The 16580-nt window shown below is 69.2% G+C and carries 16 protein-coding genes; 12 read left to right on the top strand and 4 right to left on the bottom strand.

Annotated features, from left to right (window positions below; all coding sequences use genetic code 11):
- The first annotated feature begins 210 nt into the window (after window positions 1-210).
- From WS95_RS17445 to WS95_RS17435, 3 genes are all read left to right on the top strand, one after another.
- Entirely contained in the window at window positions 211-1458 is a 1248-nt protein-coding gene (locus WS95_RS17445; RefSeq protein WP_059824830.1) for a molybdopterin molybdotransferase MoeA, read from the top strand.
- A gap of 19 nt (window positions 1459-1477) precedes the next feature.
- On the top strand, window positions 1478-1735 hold the full coding sequence (gene moaD / locus WS95_RS17440) for a molybdopterin converting factor subunit 1 (RefSeq protein WP_034207474.1): 258 nt from the start codon (window positions 1478-1480) through the stop codon (window positions 1733-1735).
- A gap of 108 nt (window positions 1736-1843) precedes the next feature.
- The gene (locus WS95_RS17435; protein ID WP_059824828.1) at window positions 1844-2320 is read left to right on the top strand and encodes a molybdenum cofactor biosynthesis protein MoaE; all 477 of its coding nucleotides are present in this window, start codon (window positions 1844-1846) and stop codon (window positions 2318-2320) included.
- 62 nt (window positions 2321-2382) lie between these two features.
- Here the strand turns inward: WS95_RS17435 and WS95_RS17430 are convergent, their stop codons facing one another.
- Window positions 2383-2943 (bottom strand): group III truncated hemoglobin, encoded by a 561-nt coding sequence (locus WS95_RS17430; RefSeq protein ID WP_059824826.1) that lies wholly within the window; start codon window positions 2941-2943, stop codon window positions 2383-2385.
- Between the two features lie 241 nt (window positions 2944-3184).
- Here WS95_RS17430 and WS95_RS17425 point away from each other — a divergent pair, with 241 nt between their 5' ends.
- Together WS95_RS17425 and clpB are read left to right on the top strand one after the other, a co-directional pair.
- Complete coding sequence (locus WS95_RS17425) at window positions 3185-3703, top strand: Rrf2 family transcriptional regulator (RefSeq protein ID WP_034207471.1); 519 nt, start codon at window positions 3185-3187, stop codon at window positions 3701-3703.
- A gap of 159 nt (window positions 3704-3862) precedes the next feature.
- A complete protein-coding gene (gene clpB, locus WS95_RS17420; RefSeq protein ID WP_034207470.1) occupies window positions 3863-6460 on the top strand; it encodes an ATP-dependent chaperone ClpB in 2598 nt (865 codons plus the stop codon).
- A 116-nt stretch (window positions 6461-6576) separates the two neighbouring features.
- Here clpB and WS95_RS17415 read toward each other — a convergent pair whose 3' ends face one another.
- Window positions 6577-7008 carry a YidB family protein gene (locus WS95_RS17415; RefSeq protein WP_059824824.1) on the bottom strand — a complete coding sequence of 144 codons (432 nt, stop codon included), beginning with the start codon at window positions 7006-7008 and terminating at the stop codon, window positions 6577-6579.
- A gap of 88 nt (window positions 7009-7096) precedes the next feature.
- Window positions 7097-7705, bottom strand: coding sequence for a ComEA family DNA-binding protein (locus WS95_RS17410; RefSeq protein WP_034207468.1), 609 nt, complete (start codon window positions 7703-7705; stop codon window positions 7097-7099).
- A gap of 275 nt (window positions 7706-7980) precedes the next feature.
- Here WS95_RS17410 and WS95_RS17405 point away from each other — a divergent pair, with 275 nt between their 5' ends.
- Both WS95_RS17405 and WS95_RS17400 read left to right on the top strand, forming a co-directional pair.
- Window positions 7981-8442, top strand: coding sequence for a MerR family transcriptional regulator (locus tag WS95_RS17405; RefSeq protein ID WP_059824822.1), 462 nt, complete (start codon window positions 7981-7983; stop codon window positions 8440-8442).
- Entirely contained in the window at window positions 8426-8860 is a 435-nt protein-coding gene (locus WS95_RS17400) for a carboxymuconolactone decarboxylase family protein (RefSeq protein WP_059824821.1), read from the top strand. Before WS95_RS17405 ends, WS95_RS17400 begins: the two co-directional genes overlap by 17 nt.
- A 19-nt stretch (window positions 8861-8879) precedes the next feature.
- On the opposite strand, the gene WS95_RS17395 is transcribed toward WS95_RS17400, so the two are convergent.
- Window positions 8880-10799, bottom strand: coding sequence for a sigma-54-dependent Fis family transcriptional regulator (locus WS95_RS17395; RefSeq protein ID WP_059824819.1), 1920 nt, complete (start codon window positions 10797-10799; stop codon window positions 8880-8882).
- Window positions 10800-11319: 520 nt separating this feature from the next.
- On the opposite strand from WS95_RS17395, the gene WS95_RS17385 reads away from it, so the two are divergent.
- The 5 genes from WS95_RS17385 to lipA all read left to right on the top strand — a co-directional run bounded on the left by WS95_RS17385 (window position 11320) and on the right by lipA (window position 16577).
- On the top strand, window positions 11320-12378 hold the full coding sequence (locus WS95_RS17385; protein ID WP_059824816.1) for an ATP-NAD kinase family protein: 1059 nt from the start codon (window positions 11320-11322) through the stop codon (window positions 12376-12378).
- 68 nt (window positions 12379-12446) lie between these two features.
- Window positions 12447-13430 (top strand): thiamine pyrophosphate-dependent dehydrogenase E1 component subunit alpha, encoded by a 984-nt coding sequence (locus tag WS95_RS17380; RefSeq protein WP_059781033.1) that lies wholly within the window; start codon window positions 12447-12449, stop codon window positions 13428-13430.
- Window positions 13431-13484: 54 nt separating this feature from the next.
- Complete coding sequence (locus WS95_RS17375) at window positions 13485-14489, top strand: alpha-ketoacid dehydrogenase subunit beta (RefSeq protein WP_059824815.1); 1005 nt, start codon at window positions 13485-13487, stop codon at window positions 14487-14489.
- Window positions 14490-14493: 4 nt separating this feature from the next.
- Entirely contained in the window at window positions 14494-15609 is a 1116-nt protein-coding gene (locus WS95_RS17370) for an acetoin dehydrogenase dihydrolipoyllysine-residue acetyltransferase subunit (RefSeq protein ID WP_059824813.1), read from the top strand.
- 2 nt (window positions 15610-15611) lie between these two features.
- Complete coding sequence (lipA, locus tag WS95_RS17365; RefSeq protein WP_059824812.1) at window positions 15612-16577, top strand: lipoyl synthase; 966 nt, start codon at window positions 15612-15614, stop codon at window positions 16575-16577.
- Window positions 16578-16580 lie beyond the last annotated feature (3 nt).

The raw sequence follows: 16580 nt of genomic DNA, 5'->3' as shown, positions 1-16580 counted from the left end.
CGGTCGTGCAGGACGGCCGGAATGCCGATTCGTCGAACGGATCGGGTTCCGGCCGTTTCGTTTGGTCCGCGGCATCGCAGGTGGCGCGAAACGCGTGCCAAATCCGCGGGTTCGCGCCGATCACAGTCTTCGCATGTCCGCCATATCGCGCGCCCGCGTGGCGGCGTCGCTACAATGACGTACTGACTCCAACGATTCCCGATTCCATCGATGTCGAACCCGAATCCCGCGGCGCCGCGCGCGCCGATGCTGTCGACCGCCGAGGCGCTCGCCGCGCTGCTCGATGCCGCGCAGCCGCTGCCCGGCGCCGAAACCGTCGCCACGCTCGACGCGCTCGGCCGCGTGCTGGCGGCCGACGTGAGCTCGCCGCTCGACGTGCCGCCGATGCATACGAGCGCGATGGACGGTTATGCGGTGCGCGTCGCCGACCTGCTGCACGGCGATCGACGCTTGCCGGTGTCGCAGCGCATTCCGGCCGGCCATCCGGCCGCGCCGCTCGCGGCCGGCACGGCCGCGCGGATCTTCACCGGCGCGACGATGCCGCCCGGCGCCGACGCCGTCGTGATGCAGGAGCAGACGTCGGCCGACGGCGACGCGGTCGAGATCCTCCACACGCCGAAGGCCGGCGAATGGATCACCGCGCAGGGCGCGGACATCCGGCAGGGTGCGGTGATCCTGCCGGCCGGCACGCGGCTCACGCCGCAGGCGCTCGGCCTGGCCGCATCGGTCGGCTGCGCGCAACTGTCGGTCGCGCGGCGGATTCGCGTGGCGGTGTTCTTCACCGGCGACGAACTGACGATGCCCGGCGAGCCGCTGAAGCCCGGTGCGATCTACAACTCGAACCGCTTCACGCTGCGCGGGCTGCTCGAGCGGCTCGGCTGCCACGTGACCGACTACGGGATCGTGCCCGACTCGCTGGCCGCGACGCGCGACACGCTGCGCGAGGCCGCTCGCGATCACGACGTGATCCTGACGAGCGGCGGCGTGTCGGTCGGCGACGAGGACCACGTGAAGCCGGCCGTCGAGGCCGAAGGGCGGCTCGCGCTGTGGCAGATCGCGATGAAGCCCGGCAAGCCGCTCGCGTACGGCGCGGTGCGCCGCGGCGACGAGCGCGCCGACGCGCATTTCATCGGGCTGCCCGGCAATCCCGTCTCGAGCTTCGTCACGTTCCTGCTGTTCGTGCGGCCGTTCCTGCTGCGCCTGTCCGGCGTGCGCGACGTCGCGCCGCGCGCGTTGTCGCTGCGTGCCGATTTTTCGCAGAGCAAGGGCGACCGGCGCAACGAATTCCTGCGTGCGCGCGTCAATGCGGCCGGCGGCCTCGACCTGTTCCCGAACCAGAGTTCGGCCGTGCTCACGTCGACGGTCTGGGGCGACGGCCTGATCGATAATCCGCCGCAGCACGCGATCAGCGCAGGCGAGACCGTGCGTTTCATTCCGTTTTCCGAATTGCTGTCGTAACGCGGCGGCTCCCCGAACCATGAAGATTCAGCTGAAATTTTTTGCAAGCGTGCGTGAAGCCCTGGGCGTGGCCGACGAAGAAGCCGACGTGCCGGACAGCGTGACGACCGTCGGCGACGTGCGCGCGTGGCTGCGCGTGCGCGGCGGCGCGTGGGCCGAGACGCTCGCCGAAGGGCGCGCATTGCGCATGGCCTGCAACCACGAGATGACCGACCCCGACACGCGGCTCACCGAAGGGTGCGAGGTCGCGTTCTTCCCGCCGGTGACGGGCGGTTGAGGCTTGCAGGGGACCCGGGCAAGCGTTGAAGCGCTCACTCGGGGCGACCGCGAAGCATGGGACCCGAGTAAGCGCTAAAGCGCTAACTCGGGTCGACAGGAGCAGACGATGGCTATGGTGCGAGTCCAGACCGACGATTTCGATCTGAATGCCGAAGTGGCGGCGTTGCGCGCGCGCAACCCGAAGATCGGCGCGGTCGCGTGCTTCGTCGGCACGGTGCGCGACCTGAACGAAGGCGATGCGGTCGCCGTCATGGAACTCGAGCACTATCCGGGCATGACCGAGAAGGCGCTCGAGAAGATCGCGGCCGAGGCCGGCCGGCGCTGGCCGGGCATCGACGTCGCGATCGTGCATCGCGTCGGCAGGCTGCTGCCCCTCGACCAGATCGTGATGGTCGCGACGGTCGCGTCGCACCGCGGCGATGCGTTCGCGTCGTGCGAGTTCGTGATGGACTATCTGAAGACCGAGGCGCCGTTCTGGAAAAAGGAAACGACGCCGGACGGCGAGCGCTGGGTCGATGCGCGCAGTACCGACGACGCCGCGCTCGCGCGCTGGGGCCTCGAGTCGGGCAACACGCCGCGCTGAGCGCGGCACCCGGGCGATGCGGCGAGGTGCCGCATGCACGCCATCGTCGTGCGTGACGGGCGTTACGCGTCCGGGTCGACGCCGCACCCGATGATCTTCGCCGGAAACGGCTCGCCGCGGGCGCGCGACGGCAACCCATGCGGATCGTCGCCCGTGTCGCGGCGGCGCGGCGCGATCGCGTCGAGAAGCGCCTGCTGCTCGGGCGGAATCCGGTAGTCCCAACCGAACCGGCTCAACTGCAGGCTCTGCGCGATCCGCAATGCGGGCTCCATGAAACGGATCGCCGCGGGCGGCGCGTAGCGCGCGTCGACGGTCTTCAGGAACAGCGACAGCCAGCGGCTGAAATGAGCCGGCTCGATCCCGTCGAGCGGCTGGTGCGCTTGCTGCACGTTGCCGCGATAGCCCTTGGTGCCGAGCACGAGGCTCGACCAGAACGTCACCATCTTCGGCAGATGATCGTCCCAGCGCCCGGCCAGCTTCGCGTCGAACACGGGCCCGAGCAGCGGATCGGCGCGCACGCGGTCGTAGAACGCGTAGACGAGGTCGCGGATGTTGTCTTCGGTCGGCTCGGCGTCGCGAGGGCGGGCCGGTGCGGGTTCGGGCGAGGCGGGCAGGGCGGTCATGACAAAAAAGGGGCCGGTGGATCGGGGCGGCGGCGCGGGAGACGAGCAGGACGCCGGCCGGATTTTGACGCAAAATAGCGTCCTGTAACCCCTGAAAACGTGTAGATACTGCGCATCTTATTGCGCGCACGCGCTTCCGGCAACCCGCGGCCGCGCCACGGCACCGTCATCGGCCCTGCACGCATCGAGAGCCGCCCGGCTGAGGTAATCGGGGCGCGATCGATCTTTCCCGTATTCGCTCATGAGACTCACCGACTACACCGACTATTCGCTACGCGTGATGCTGTACCTGGCCGTGCGCGGTGACGGGCTCGCGACCATCCAGGAGATCTCGGACGCCTACGGCATCTCGAAGAACCATCTGATGAAAGTCGTCCAGCGACTCGGCGAACTGGGCTGGGTCGACACCGTTCGCGGCCGCAACGGCGGGTTGCGGCTGTTTGCCGATTCGCTGGAACTGACGGTCGGCCAGGTCGTGCGGGCGACCGAGAACGACTTCGCGCTGGTCGGCTGCTTTTCGCCCGACGGCAGTGAGTCGCGCGGCTGCGTGATCGAGCCGCAGTGCCGGCTGAAGGGCGTGCTGGCGGCCGCGCGCGATGCGTTCTTCGCGGAACTCGATCGTCACACGCTGGGCGACCTGGCCGAGCCCGCATCACCGCTCATGGCGCTGCTCGGCATCCGTCCGGTCGCGCTCGTGCGTTCCGCACCGATGCCGGACGACGCGCCGGCCGCCGCCGAGCCGTCGTCGAAGGCCCACTGACACACGGGCACCGCGCGCCGACTCCGCCCCCCTCATCACACCGCTGGACCGTTTTCAGGCTATCCGGCAATTTTTGCGCTGAATCAACCCGAATTTCGCTTGAAAGCCGCATGACCATCCTCATCTTGGTGGTAATCGAAAATTGGAGGTCTCGACTAAATGAGAATCGACAAGCTCACCACCAAGTTCCAGGAAGCACTCGCGGACGCGCAAAGCCTTGCGGCCGGCCGCGACAATCAATACATCGAACCCGTTCACGTGCTGGCGGCGCTCGTCGCGCAGCAGGACGGCTCGGCCCGCTCGCTGATGTCGCGCGCGGGCGTGCACGTGCAGGCGCTGCAAGGCGCGCTGAACGAAGCGATCTCGCGCCTGCCGCAAGTGACGGGCACGGGCGGCGACATCCAGATCGGCCGTGAGTTGGCCGGGCTGCTGAACCAGGCCGACAAGGAAGCGCAGAAGCTCAACGACACGTTCATCGCGAGCGAGATGTTCCTGCTCGCCGTGTCCGACGACAAGGGCGAGGCCGGCAAGCTCGCACGCCAGCACGGCCTCACGCGCAAGTCGCTCGAAGCCGCGATCGCCGCGGTGCGCGGCGGTTCGCAGGTGCACAGCCAGGACGCGGAAAGCCAGCGCGAGGCGCTGAAGAAATACACGGTCGACCTGACCGAGCGCGCCCGCGCGGGCAAGCTCGATCCGGTGATCGGCCGCGACGACGAAATCCGCCGCTCGATCCAGATCCTGCAGCGCCGCACCAAGAACAACCCGGTGCTGATCGGCGAGCCGGGTGTCGGCAAGACCGCGATCGTCGAAGGGCTCGCGCAGCGGATCGTCAACGGCGAAGTGCCCGAGACGCTGAAGGGCAAGCGCGTGCTGTCGCTCGACATGGCTGCGCTGCTCGCCGGCGCGAAGTATCGCGGCGAGTTCGAGGAGCGCCTGAAGGCGGTGCTCAACGACATCGCGAAGGACGAAGGGCAGACGATCGTGTTCATCGACGAGATCCACACGATGGTCGGGGCAGGCAAGGCCGAAGGCGCGATGGACGCGGGCAACATGCTGAAGCCGGCGCTGTCGCGCGGCGAGCTGCACTGCATCGGCGCGACCACGCTCGACGAATACCGCAAGTACATCGAGAAGGACGCCGCGCTCGAGCGCCGCTTCCAGAAGGTGCTCGTCGACGAGCCGAGCGTCGAGGCGACGATCGCGATCCTGCGCGGGCTGCAGGAGAAGTACGAACTGCACCACGGCGTGGACATCACCGACCCGGCGATCGTCGCCGCGGCCGAGCTGTCGCATCGCTACATCACCGACCGCTTCCTGCCCGACAAGGCCATCGACCTGATCGACGAAGCCGCTTCGAAGATCAAGATGGAAATCGATTCGAAGCCCGAAGAGATGGACAAGCTCGACCGCCGTCTGATCCAGCTGAAGATCGAGCGCGAAGCCGTGAAGAAGGAGCAGGACGAAGCGTCGCAGAAGCGCCTGCAGCTGATCGAGGAAGAGATCGACCGCCTCGGCCGCGAATATGCGGACCTGGAGGAGATCTGGACCGCCGAGAAGGCCGCGGTGCAGGGCAGCGCGCAGCTCAAGGAAGAGATCGAGAAGGTTCGGGCGGACATCGCGCGCCTGCAGCGTGAAGGCAAGCTGGAAAAGGTCGCCGAGCTGCAGTACGGCAAGCTGCCGCAGCTCGAGTCGCAACTGAAGCAGGTCACGCAGGCCGAAGAGCAGGAGCAGCACAACCCGACCCGCCCGCGCCTGCTGCGCACGCAGGTCGGGGCCGAGGAAATCGCGGAGGTCGTGTCGCGTTCGACGGGCATTCCCGTGTCGCGGATGATGCAGGGCGAACGCGAGAAGCTGCTGCACATCGAGGAAAAGCTGCACGAGCGCGTGGTCGGCCAGGACGAAGCGATCAGCGCGGTGGCCGATGCGATCCGTCGCTCGCGCGCAGGTCTCGCCGATCCGAACCGTCCGTACGGCTCGTTCCTGTTCCTCGGCCCGACGGGTGTCGGCAAGACCGAGCTGTGCAAGGCGCTGGCGTCGTTCCTGTTCGATTCGGAAGAGCACCTGATTCGCATCGACATGAGCGAGTTCATGGAGAAGCACAGCGTCGCGCGGCTGATCGGCGCGCCGCCGGGCTATGTCGGCTACGAGGAAGGCGGCTACCTGACGGAAGCCGTGCGTCGCAAGCCGTACAGCGTGATCCTGCTCGACGAGATCGAGAAGGCGCATCCGGACGTGTTCAACGTGCTGCTGCAGGTGCTCGACGACGGCCGCATGACCGACGGGCAGGGGCGCACGGTCGACTTCAAGAACACGGTGATCGTGATGACGTCGAACCTCGGCTCGCAGGTGATCCAGGCGATGACGGGGGCGCCGCAGGAAGAGATCAAGGACGCCGTGTGGCTCGAGGTGAAGCAGCACTTCCGTCCCGAGTTCCTGAACCGGATCGACGACGTCGTCGTGTTCCATGCGCTCGACCGCAGCAACATCGAGTCGATCGCGAAGATCCAGCTCGCGCGCCTGCACGACCGGCTCGCGAAGCTCGACATGGCGCTCGACGTGTCGCCCGCGGCGCTCGAGCAGATCGGGAAGGTCGGCTACGATCCGCTGTTCGGCGCCCGGCCGCTGAAGCGCGCGATCCAGCAGGAGATCGAGAACCCGGTCGCGAAGCTGATCCTCGCCGGCCGCTTCGGCCCGAAGGACGTGATCCCGGTCGACGTCAACGACGGCCAGTTCGTGTTCGACCGCGTCGTTCACTGATCGCCTGCCGATCGGCAGCGTGCCCGGTTCGCACCGGGCGCAAAAACGAACACCCCGCCTCGGCGGGGTGTTTGCTTATGGAGCGGCCGAACGGGCCGCCCGGTCGCGGCGGGCGCTCAGGCCTGCTTGTTGCCGCCGAACATGCCGGCGAGCTGCGTGAGCGTGCCGAGCACGTTCGACGTGTCGACCTGGCCGCCGGCCGGGACTTCGCCGTTCGGCGTCGCATGGTTCACGACGTGCGGCAGCACCTGCGCGAGGATCGACGAGGCCTGCGCCGGATCGATGCCGACCTTGCTCGCGAGCGAGCCGACGACGTCCGAGCCCAGCACGTTCTGCAGCGTGTCCGGCGAGATCGGCTGGTTTTCGCCGTTGCCGACCCACGAACCGATCACGTCGCCGGCGCCGCCGGCCTTGAACTTCTCGATCAGCCCGTTCAGGCCGCCCGGCTGGTTGTTGATGAATTCGAGCGCGGTCGCGATCAGCGCGCTTTGCGAGTTGCCGCCGGCCTGGCCGCCGATCAGACCGCCAACGATGTCGAGGAGACCCATGGTTCTTCACCTTCACTGAAAAGGGCGCCGTGACGACGGCGCCCGTTGAACGAATGCCGCGCGCACGCCGTCGCGCGCGCGGCGCACATCAGGCGCCCGACGCCGCGGCGGCGGAGGCTGCCTTGTCCTTCTTGCTCTTCTTCTTACCCTTCGTCGCCTTCGTGGACGACGCGGCCGCCGGTGCGCTCGCACCCGCGTCGGCGGATGCCGCGGCAGCCGCTGCCGCCTTTTCCTTCTTCGATGCACGCTTGGTCTTGGCCGGCTTGGCCGCCGCTTCCGGTGCGCTCGCCGTCGGCGCGGGCGCCGCGGTCGTCGTGCCGGCCGTCGCGGTCGTGGACGTCGATGCGGTGCCTGCCGACGTCGTGGTCGACGTGGTCGCGGACGTCGTCGCGGCCGGCTTCGACAGCTTCACGCCCTTCGGCGGCGTCGACGCGCCGCCGATCGTCAGGCCGTTTTCCTCGAGATGCCCGACCGACTTCGTGCCGAGGCCCTTCACGCGGTTTGCGAGATCGTCGGCGTCCTTGAACGGGCCGTTCTTGGTGCGTTCGTCGATGATCGCCTTCGACTTCACGGGCCCGAGACCCTTCACGGATTCGAGCGCGGCCTGGTCGGCCGTGTTGACTTCGACGGCCGCGGCAAGGCCGGCGGCGAGCGACAGCGATAGCGCGACGAACAGCATCAGCAGCTTTTTCAGCATGGCAAGGGCTCCCTGGTTCTGACGGATGAATGGCTGTTGCAACGGACGACGGGGCGCGAGATGGCCGGGCGTCGCCGTTAAGCATAGGACAAATGCGTGCCCTTTTTAAGACAAGCTGACCGAATCTTGCTGAAGGCTTGCGGTGCTGTAAAGGCCGAAACCGATGCCATGCGCCGATTTTGACCATTCTTTACGGTGTCGCCGGTTGTCGCGACGCTGGCTGTTCGACAACGCTTGACTTAGAGTGAACTCTAACTCCTAACCTTGTTCCTGCCATGTCGAAAACCGTTTCCCAACCCACCGCCGCCGGTCCGCTGACGATCGGGCAAGTCGCCGAACTGACGGGCGTGTCGACGCACACCTTGCGGTATTACGAGCAGGCCGGCCTGCTGCGCGCGATTTCGCGCACGGCGGCCGGGCACCGGCTCTATGCGCCGGCCGACCTCGACTGGCTGGACTTCGTGATGCGCCTGAAGGCGACCGGCATGCCGATCGCGCAGATGCAGGCGTTCGCGGTGCTGCGCGAGCAGGGCGAATCGACGTTCGGCGCGCGGCGCGCCTTGCTGGTCGCGCATCGCGACGCGGTGCGCGCGCATATCGCGGAGCTGCAGGCGAGCCTCGATGCGATCGGCGAGAAGATCGCGTACTACGAGGCGCGGGAACGGGAAACGGCACGACGGGCGAATCCTTCTCACGCTTTATCGGAACAGGACGGACACGATGGAACAACTCGTTGAGGATCGCTACACGCGCGGCTGGAACAAACTCAAGGAAATCGACGGCGAAGTGGGCGAACGCGTGATCGCGGCGCTTGCGCCGATCGCGCCGGACTTCGCGCGGCTGCTGGTCGAATTCAGCTTCGGCGACATCTACAGCCGGCCGCAACTCGACCTGAGGGCGCGCGAAATCGCGACGATCGCCGCGCTGGCCGCGCTCGGCAACGCGCAGCCGCAATTGAAGGTGCATATCGAGGCCGCGCTGAACGTCGGCTGCACGCGCGACGAGATCGTCGAGGTGTTCATGCAGATGGCCGTGTACGCGGGGATGCCGGCCGCGCTCGACGCGCTGTTCGCCGCGCGCGAAGTGTTCACGCGCCGCGACGAGGCGGCCGGCGTGGCGGACGACGCGAACGAAGTGGCCGGGCAGCCCGCCTGACGAAGCGTGCGCGCGTGCGTCACGCACGGTGCGGCGCGACGATCCGGTACTTCGCGATGCGCCGGTACAGTGTCGCGCGCGACATGCCGAGCGCGCGGGCGGCCGCGTCGGGCCGCCAGCGATGCGCGGTGAGCGCGGCGACGATGCGGCCGCGCTCGTCGTCCGGCAGCGCGCCCGCCGGGGCGCCGCCGAGTTGCGCGGCGAGGTCCGCCGGCAGGTCGCGCCGCGTTACGCGCGCGGCGTCGCATACCGCGCACGCATAGCGCAACACGTTGCGCAGTTGGCGCACGTTGCCCGGCCATGGGTACGCGGCGAGCTGTTCGGCGAGCGTCGCGTCGAGCGTGAGCACGTGGCCGGTCGCCTGCGCTTCCTCGGCGAATACGGCGGCGATCACGTCGCGCAGGTCCGCGCGTTCGCGCAACGGCGGCAGATCGAACGTCGCGCCGCTCAACCGGTAGTACAGGTCTTCGCGGAACGTGCCGTCGGCCACCATCCGCGCGAGATCGCGGTGGGTCGCGCAGATCACGTCGAGGTCGACGCGCACGGGCGTATCGCTGCCGAGCGGCACCACCTCGCCGTCGGCCAGTACGCGCAACAGACGCGTCTGCAGCGCGAGCGGCATGTCGCCGATTTCATCGAGAAACAGCGTACCGCCGTCGGCGAGCGCGATCTTGCCGCGCGCGCCGTGCTTGCGTGCGCCGGTGAACGCGCCGGCCGCATAACCGAACAGTTCGCTCTCGATCAGCGCTTCCGGCAGCGCGCCGCAGTTGACGGCGACGAACGGCCGCGCGCGCCGTGCGCCGGCGTCGTGGATCGCGCGGGCGAACACTTCCTTGCCCGCGCCGGTTTCGCCGAGCACGAGGATCGGCAGCCGCTTGCTCGCGACCCGCAGCGCGAGTTCCGCCTGTTGCGCGATGCGCGGGTCGCTGCTGTTCAGGAACGGCGTCAGCGCGCCGACGTGACGTGGCGCGGCGGTGCCCGGGCGGCGCGATGCCGCGCCGGGTTCACGGCCGGCGCGCCGTAGCGGCGCACGCAGCCGCGCGTAGAGCGGTGCGCCGGTCGCGCGCAGCCGCAGCGCGACGATCGCATCGAGCCGCGCGGCGTCGCGCAGCGGCATCTCGGTCGCATCGAAGATCTCGTCGATATGGCGCGGCTCGCGCAGCGCCGGCAGCGCGTCGCGCGCGTGGCGGTTCGCGGCGACGATGTTGCCGCATTCGTCGAACGCGATCAGCCACTCGGGCTGCGCCTCGACGTAGTGACGGTTCGGATGCCCGAACAATATCCAGTGCTGCGCGGTGCTGTGCACGAAGTAGCCGTCCTCGATCAGCGCCGCGCTCTGCCGCACGAGCTGGTAGACGAGGCGCTGGCTGTCGCGGCCGTCCGGCGAGTGCACGGCCGACGCGTCGAGCACGCCGATCAGTTCGCCGCCCGGCGAGAAGATCGGCGCCGCGCTGCACGTGAGCGTCGTGAACGCCGCGCGAAAGTGATCGGTCTTGTGCACGGTGATGGGTGCGAGATCGGTCAGCACGCTCGCGACGCCGCAGGTGCCTTCCTCGCTTTCCGACCAGCACGAGCCGATGTGCAGCCCCGCGTGACGGAAGTCGTTGCGGCGTTCGCGGTCGATCCGGTAGTCGATCGTCACGCCGTGCGCGTCGGTCAGCATCACGCAGTAGTCGGCGACGCGGATCATGTCGTGCAGCCGCGTCAGGCACTGGCCCGACGCGCGCAGGAAGGCTTCTTCCTTGTCGCGTACTTCGCGCAGCTCCGCCGCGGTCAGCACGCGCGGGCCGATCGACGAAGCGGGGTCGAGACGGTAGCGCTCCAGCGACCGCTGCCACGACGACACGAGGCGCGCGGAATCCGCCGGCGCGGGCAGGCGTCCGGCGAGCGCGCCAAGGACACGGTCGGCGTGCTGGGCCTGGGGGACGGCGTAGGGCATGGTCGGCTCCGGTTCCGTACGGCGGGATGTCGCCGTTCTTGTAGCACATCCGGTCCGGCGGATCACATTGCATCGCAGCACGCGATGCGCGTGAGACGGTCGTCTCACCGATATCGCAGCACGTCTCGCGCCATTGAGACGGCCGGATGCATGGCGTGCGGCCCGACGCCGCCTGCGCGACGCCGCGCGAACGCTGGGTTTGCGGCGGAACGTCGCGCAGGCGCGAGCGCCGCGACGATCGCGTTCGCCCTATCGGCGACGTGAGACGTCCCGGCGAATTCGATGCGCGCCGTGTCGTCACGGTCGCGCATTCCGAACCCGCGCAGGCCCGCCGCGCCAGTGCGGACGCGGGTTTCGCGGCCGTCGCACGCACGATGGCACGCCGCTTGCAGAGATGAGGGCAAGCCGGCGCGATTGCATCGGCAACGACGATCCGCCGCCCGTCGATGGCGGCGGACGAAACAGGCGGAGCCGGCGCGTACCAATGCGCGGCCCCTGTCGACTGGATGGAGACAAACCCGTGACGACGCCCGTTACCGTCGGCGTGATCGCGAACCCCGCGTCGGGGCGCGACATCCGCCGCCTCACGACGCATGCATCCGTGTTTCCGACCGCGGAGAAGGCGAACATGATCGTGCGCCTGCTGGCCGGCCTCGGCGCGATGGGCGTCGAGCGCGTGCTGACGCTACGCGACCGCACGGGCATCGCGACGCTGCTGCTGCGCGCGATCGACACGCATCGCGCGGTCGCGCCGCACGAGCGCTGGCCCGAGGTCGAATTCGTCGACCTGCCGATCACCGATACCGTCGCCGACACGCAGTCCGGCGCGGCCTATCTGCACCGGATGGACGTGTCGCTGATCGTCGTGCTCGGCGGCGACGGCACCCATCGCGCGGTGGCCGCGCATTGCGGCGCGACACCGCTCGTCGCGCTGTCCACCGGCACCAACAACGCGTTCCCCGAACATCGCGAGGCGACCGTCGCCGGCGTCGCGGCAGGGCTCGCCGCGAGCGGCGCGGTGCCGGCCGAGGTCGCGTTCGTGCGCAACAAGCGGCTCGTCGTGCGCTGTGTCGCGGGCGCGCAGCCGGGGCGCGAAGAGATCGCGCTCGTCGACGTGTGCGCCGCGCGGCAGCGCTTCGTCGGCGCGCGCGCGATCTCCGGCTCCGACGACATCGACTCGCTCTACCTGACGTTCGCGGAACCGGACGGCATCGGCCTGTCCGCGCTCGGCGGCGCATGGGCGCCGTTGGAACGCAGCGCGCCGCACGGGCTTGCGATGCGGTTCGCGCAAGCCGGCAATGCGGCCGGCACGCCGCTCGTCGCGCCGATCGCGCCAGGGCGCGTCGACCGTGTCGTGATGCGCAGTTGCGAGCGGCTCGAGCCGGGTGCGTGGCACGCGATTCCGTTCGAGCGCGGCACGCTCGCGTTCGACGGCGAGCGCGAGATCGAGGTCGCGCGCGGCGATCGCTACGAGATTTCGCTCGATTGGCGCGGGCCGTTGACGGTCGACGTCGGCCGCACGCTGCGCTACGCATCGTCGCGGCAACTGCTGCGCGACGCCGGTGCGCGGCACGAGTGAACGCCAAAGTCCGCCGCCGCGGCATGGCCGGGGCGGCATTCTCAGTCAGACCTACCCAGGAGACACACATGACCGCTTCGACACAGCTCAGCAGGGACACGCTGCTGGACGCCTACCGGCTGATGCGCACGATCCGCGAATTCGAGGAACGCCTGCACGTCGAATTCGCGACCGGCGAGATTCCCGGCTTCGTTCACCTGTACGCGGGCGAGGAGGCGTCCGCCGTCGGCACGATGCTGCACCTCGGCCTCGACGACTACGTGGCCACCACGCACCGCGGCCACGGCCATTGCATCGCGAAGGGCGTCGACGTGCACGGGATGATGGCCGAAATCTACGGCAAGAAGACGGGCGTCTGCCACGGCAAGGGCGGCTCGATGCACATCGCCGACCTGTCGATGGGGATGCTCGGCGCGAACGGGATCGTCGGCGCGGGCGGCCCGCTCGTGTGCGGCGCGGCGCTCGCGGCCAAGCACAAGAAGACGGGCGGCGTCGGCGTGTGCTTCTTCGGCGACGGCGCATCGAACCAGGGCGTGATCTTCGAATCGATGAACCTCGCGTCGGTGTGGCGGCTGCCCGCGATCTTCGTCGCCGAAAACAACGGCTATGCGGAAGCGACGTCGTCGAGCTGGTCGGTTGCGACCGACAACATCGCCGATCGGGCGAACGGGTTCGGGATGCCGGGCGTGATCGTCGACGGCTTCGACTTCTTCGCGGTGCACGAGGCGCTCGGCGAGGCCGTCGAGCGTGCGCGCAACGGCGGCGGCCCGACGCTCGTCGAGGTGAAGTTCACGCGCTACTTCGGCCACTTCGAGGGCGATGCGCAAACCTACCGCGCGCCGGGCGAAGTGCAGAAGCTGCGCGACGAGAAGGATTGCCTGAAGCATTTCGAAACGCGCGTCGTGCGCGCCGAAGCGCTGACGACCGACGACCTGCGCGCGATCGACGCCCAGGTGAAGGCGCTGATCGACGACGCGGTCGCGCAGGCGAAGGCCGCGCCGCTGCCGGATGCCGCCGACCTGCTCGCCGACGTCTACGTGTCGTATCCGTGAGCGCGGGCTGACCACGCTGCCGACACGGCGAACCGAACATTCCAGGAGACAGACATGGCAAGGAAGATCACTTATTCGCAGGCGATCAACGAGGCGCTCGCTCAGGAAATGGCGCGCGACGACAGCGTGATCGTGATGGGCGAGGACAACGCGGGCGGCGCGGGCGCGCCGGGCGAGGACGACGCGTGGGGCGGCGTGCTCGGCGTGACGAAGGGGCTGTTCCACAAGTTTCCGGGCCGCGTGCTCGATACGCCGCTGTCGGAGGGCGGCTACATCGGCGCGGCGGTCGGCGCGGCCGCGTGCGGGATGCGGCCCGTCGCGGAACTGATGTTCGTCGATTTCATGGGCGTGTGCTTCGACCAGATCTTCAACCAGGCCGCGAAATTCCGCTACATGTTCGGCGGCAATGCCGTGACGCCGGTCGTGATCCGCGCGATGTACGGCGCCGGCCTGCGCGCGGCCGCGCAGCACTCGCAGATGCTCACGTCGCTGTTCACGCACATCCCGGGGCTGAAGGTCGTGTGCCCGTCGACGCCGTACGACGCGAAGGGGCTGCTGATCCAGGCGATCCGCGACAACGATCCCGTGATCTTCCTCGAACACAAGCTGCTCTATACGCGCGAGGGCGACGTCCCGGAGGAATCCTATGCGATTCCGTTCGGCGAGGCGAACGTGATGCGCGACGGCGACGACGCGACGATCGTCACGTACGGCCGGATGGTGCATCTCGCGATGGACGCGGCCGCGACGCTCGCGAAGGACGGCATCCAGTGCGACGTGATCGACCTGCGCACGACGTCGCCGCTCGACGAGGAAACGATTCTCGAGAGCGCCGGGCGTACCGGGCGCGTGGTGGTCGTCGACGAAGCGAACCCGCGCTGCTCGATCGCGACCGACATCGCCGCGCTCGTCGCGCAGCGCGCGTTCCGCTCGCTGAAGGCGCCGATCGCGCTCGTCACCGCGCCGCATACGCCCGCGCCGTTCGCCGGCGTGCTGGAAGACCTGTATATCCCGTCCGCCGATGCGATTGCGCAGGCGGTCCTGAAGACGAGGAGCTGACACGATGTCGATTCACATGATCACGATGCCCAAGTGGGGGCTGTCGATGGAGCAAGGGCAGGTCAACGGCTGGCTGAAGGCGATCGGCGAACGCGTGACGAAGGGCGACGAGGTGCTCGACGTCGAGACCGACAAGATCTCGTCGGGCGTCGAGTGCGCGTTCGACGGCACACTGCGCCGGCAGGTCGCGCAGGAGGGCGAGACGCTGCCCGTCGGCGCGCTGCTCGGCGTCGTCGCGGCCGCCGATGCGAGCGACGCCGACATCGATGCGGCGATCGCCGACTTCCAGCGCGATTTCGTGCCGAGCGCGGCTACCGACGAGGCGGCCGGCCCGCAGCCGGAGAAGGCGCAGATCGGCGGCCGCACGATCCGCTTCCTGAAGCTGGGCGACGGGGCGGGCACGCCGGCCGTGCTGATCCACGGCTTCGGCGGCGACCTGAACAACTGGCTGTTCAATCACGCGGATCTCGCCGCGCACCGGCCGGTGTGGGCGCTCGATCTGCCCGGCCACGGCGAGTCGGGCAAGGCAGTCGAGACCGGCAGCCTCGACGAACTGGCCGACGCGGTGCTCGCGCTGCTCGATGCGCAGCACATCGAGCGCGCGCACCTGATCGGCCATTCGATGGGCGGCGCGGTCGCGATGACGGCGGCCGAGCGTGCGCCGCAACGCGTCGCATCGCTCACGCTGATCGCGAGCGCGGGGCTCGGCGCCGACATCAACCGCGCGTACATCGACGGCTTCGTCGCAGGCAACAGCCGCAACACGCTGAAGCCGCACCTCGGTGCGCTGTTCGCGGACAACGCGCTGGTCACGCGGCAGCTCGTCGAGGATCTCGTCAAGTACAAGCGGCTCGAAGGCGTGCAGGCCGCGCTCGAGAAAATCGCGCATGCCGCGTTCGACGGCGCCGCGCAGCGGCGCGTGTTCCGCGACCGGCTCGCGACGCTTGCGCCGCGCACGCTCGTGATCTGGGGCGAGCGCGACCAGGTGATTCCCGCGCAGCATGCGCAGGGTTTGCCGGACGGCGTGCGCGCCGAGGTGATTGCCGGCAGCGGCCACATGGTGCAGATGGAGGCGGCCGCCGACGTGAACCGCCTGATCGTCGCGTTCCTCGGAGACTGACGATGGCCGCCGCGCTCGAACGACCCAGCCTCACGGCGCTCGGCCAGCCCGGCGCGCGAAGTCGCGACAAGCTCGCGCGCATTCCGGTGCGCGTCGAGCCCGCGGCCGGCGCGGTCTTGCCGAAGCCGTCGTGGCTGCGCGCACGGCCGATGATGAGCGCGGCGGTGGCCGACATGGCCGCCGTGCTGCGCGAGCATCGGCTGCATTCCGTCTGCGAGGAGGCGATGTGTCCGAACATCGGCGAATGCTTCGCGCAGCGCACCGCGACCTTCATGATCATGGGCGGGCTGTGTACGCGGCGGTGCGCGTTCTGCGATGTCGCGCACGGCCGTCCCGAGCCGCTCGATCCCGGCGAGCCCGCGCGGCTGGCCGACGCGGCGGCGGCGCTCGGGTTGCGCTACGTCGTGATCACGTCGGTCGACCGCGACGACCTGCGCGACGGCGGCGCCGCGCATTTCGCCGCATGCATCGCGGCGGTGCGCGCGAGCGTGCCGGGCATCGGCGTCGAGGTGCTGACGCCGGACTTCCGCGGCCGCGCGGCCCGTGCGCTCGACGCGTTGTCGTCGGCGTGGCCCGACGTGTTCAATCACAACATCGAGACGGTGCCGTCGCTGTACCGGGCGGCGCGGCCGGGCGCCGACTATCGCGGCTCGCTCGAGCTGCTCGCGCAGGCGAAGGCCGCGCGGCCGACGCTCGTGACGAAATCGGGACTGATGCTCGGGCTCGGCGAACGCGACGACGAGGTGCGCGACACGCTGCGCGACCTGCGCGCGCACGAGGTCGACGTGCTGACGCTCGGCCAGTATCTCGCGCCGTCGGCGCACCATCTGCCGGTGCGGCGCTACGTGAGTCCGGACGCCTTCGCCGCCTGGCGCGACGAGGCGCTCGCGCTCGGTTTCAGGGAAGTCGTCGCCGGCCCGCTCGTGCGGTCGTCGTATCACGCGGCCGACGTGCTGGAGGACGCGTAGCGC

The sequence above is a fragment of the Burkholderia sp. MSMB1826 genome, assembly GCF_001526325.1.
Taxonomy (GTDB): Bacteria; Pseudomonadota; Gammaproteobacteria; order Burkholderiales; family Burkholderiaceae; genus Burkholderia.
The sequence above is the reverse complement of the archived record's forward strand: the minus strand, read 5'-3'. Positions and strand labels throughout refer to the sequence as shown.

Excerpts from the sequence above, each read along its gene's own strand:
- clpB (WP_034207470.1), top strand. The coding sequence starts at position 3,863 with ATGAGAATCGACAAGCTCACCACCAAGTTCCAGGAAGCACTCGCGGAC.
- WS95_RS17380 (WP_059781033.1), top strand. The coding sequence starts at position 12,447 with ATGACCGCTTCGACACAGCTCAGCAGGGACACGCTGCTGGACGCCTAC.
- WS95_RS17405 (WP_059824822.1), top strand. The coding sequence starts at position 7,981 with ATGTCGAAAACCGTTTCCCAACCCACCGCCGCCGGTCCGCTGACGATC.
- WS95_RS17370 (WP_059824813.1), top strand. The coding sequence starts at position 14,494 with ATGTCGATTCACATGATCACGATGCCCAAGTGGGGGCTGTCGATGGAG.
- WS95_RS17435 (WP_059824828.1), top strand. The coding sequence starts at position 1,844 with ATGGCTATGGTGCGAGTCCAGACCGACGATTTCGATCTGAATGCCGAA.
- WS95_RS17430 (WP_059824826.1), bottom strand. The coding sequence starts at position 2,943 with ATGACCGCCCTGCCCGCCTCGCCCGAACCCGCACCGGCCCGCCCTCGC.
- WS95_RS17400 (WP_059824821.1), top strand. The coding sequence starts at position 8,426 with ATGGAACAACTCGTTGAGGATCGCTACACGCGCGGCTGGAACAAACTC.
- WS95_RS17425 (WP_034207471.1), top strand. The coding sequence starts at position 3,185 with ATGAGACTCACCGACTACACCGACTATTCGCTACGCGTGATGCTGTAC.
- WS95_RS17410 (WP_034207468.1), bottom strand. The coding sequence starts at position 7,705 with ATGCTGAAAAAGCTGCTGATGCTGTTCGTCGCGCTATCGCTGTCGCTC.
- lipA (WP_059824812.1), top strand. The coding sequence starts at position 15,612 with ATGGCCGCCGCGCTCGAACGACCCAGCCTCACGGCGCTCGGCCAGCCC.
- moaD (WP_034207474.1), top strand. The coding sequence starts at position 1,478 with ATGAAGATTCAGCTGAAATTTTTTGCAAGCGTGCGTGAAGCCCTGGGC.
- WS95_RS17395 (WP_059824819.1), bottom strand. The coding sequence starts at position 10,799 with ATGCCCTACGCCGTCCCCCAGGCCCAGCACGCCGACCGTGTCCTTGGC.
- WS95_RS17375 (WP_059824815.1), top strand. The coding sequence starts at position 13,485 with ATGGCAAGGAAGATCACTTATTCGCAGGCGATCAACGAGGCGCTCGCT.
- WS95_RS17415 (WP_059824824.1), bottom strand. The coding sequence starts at position 7,008 with ATGGGTCTCCTCGACATCGTTGGCGGTCTGATCGGCGGCCAGGCCGGC.
- WS95_RS17445 (WP_059824830.1), top strand. The coding sequence starts at position 211 with ATGTCGAACCCGAATCCCGCGGCGCCGCGCGCGCCGATGCTGTCGACC.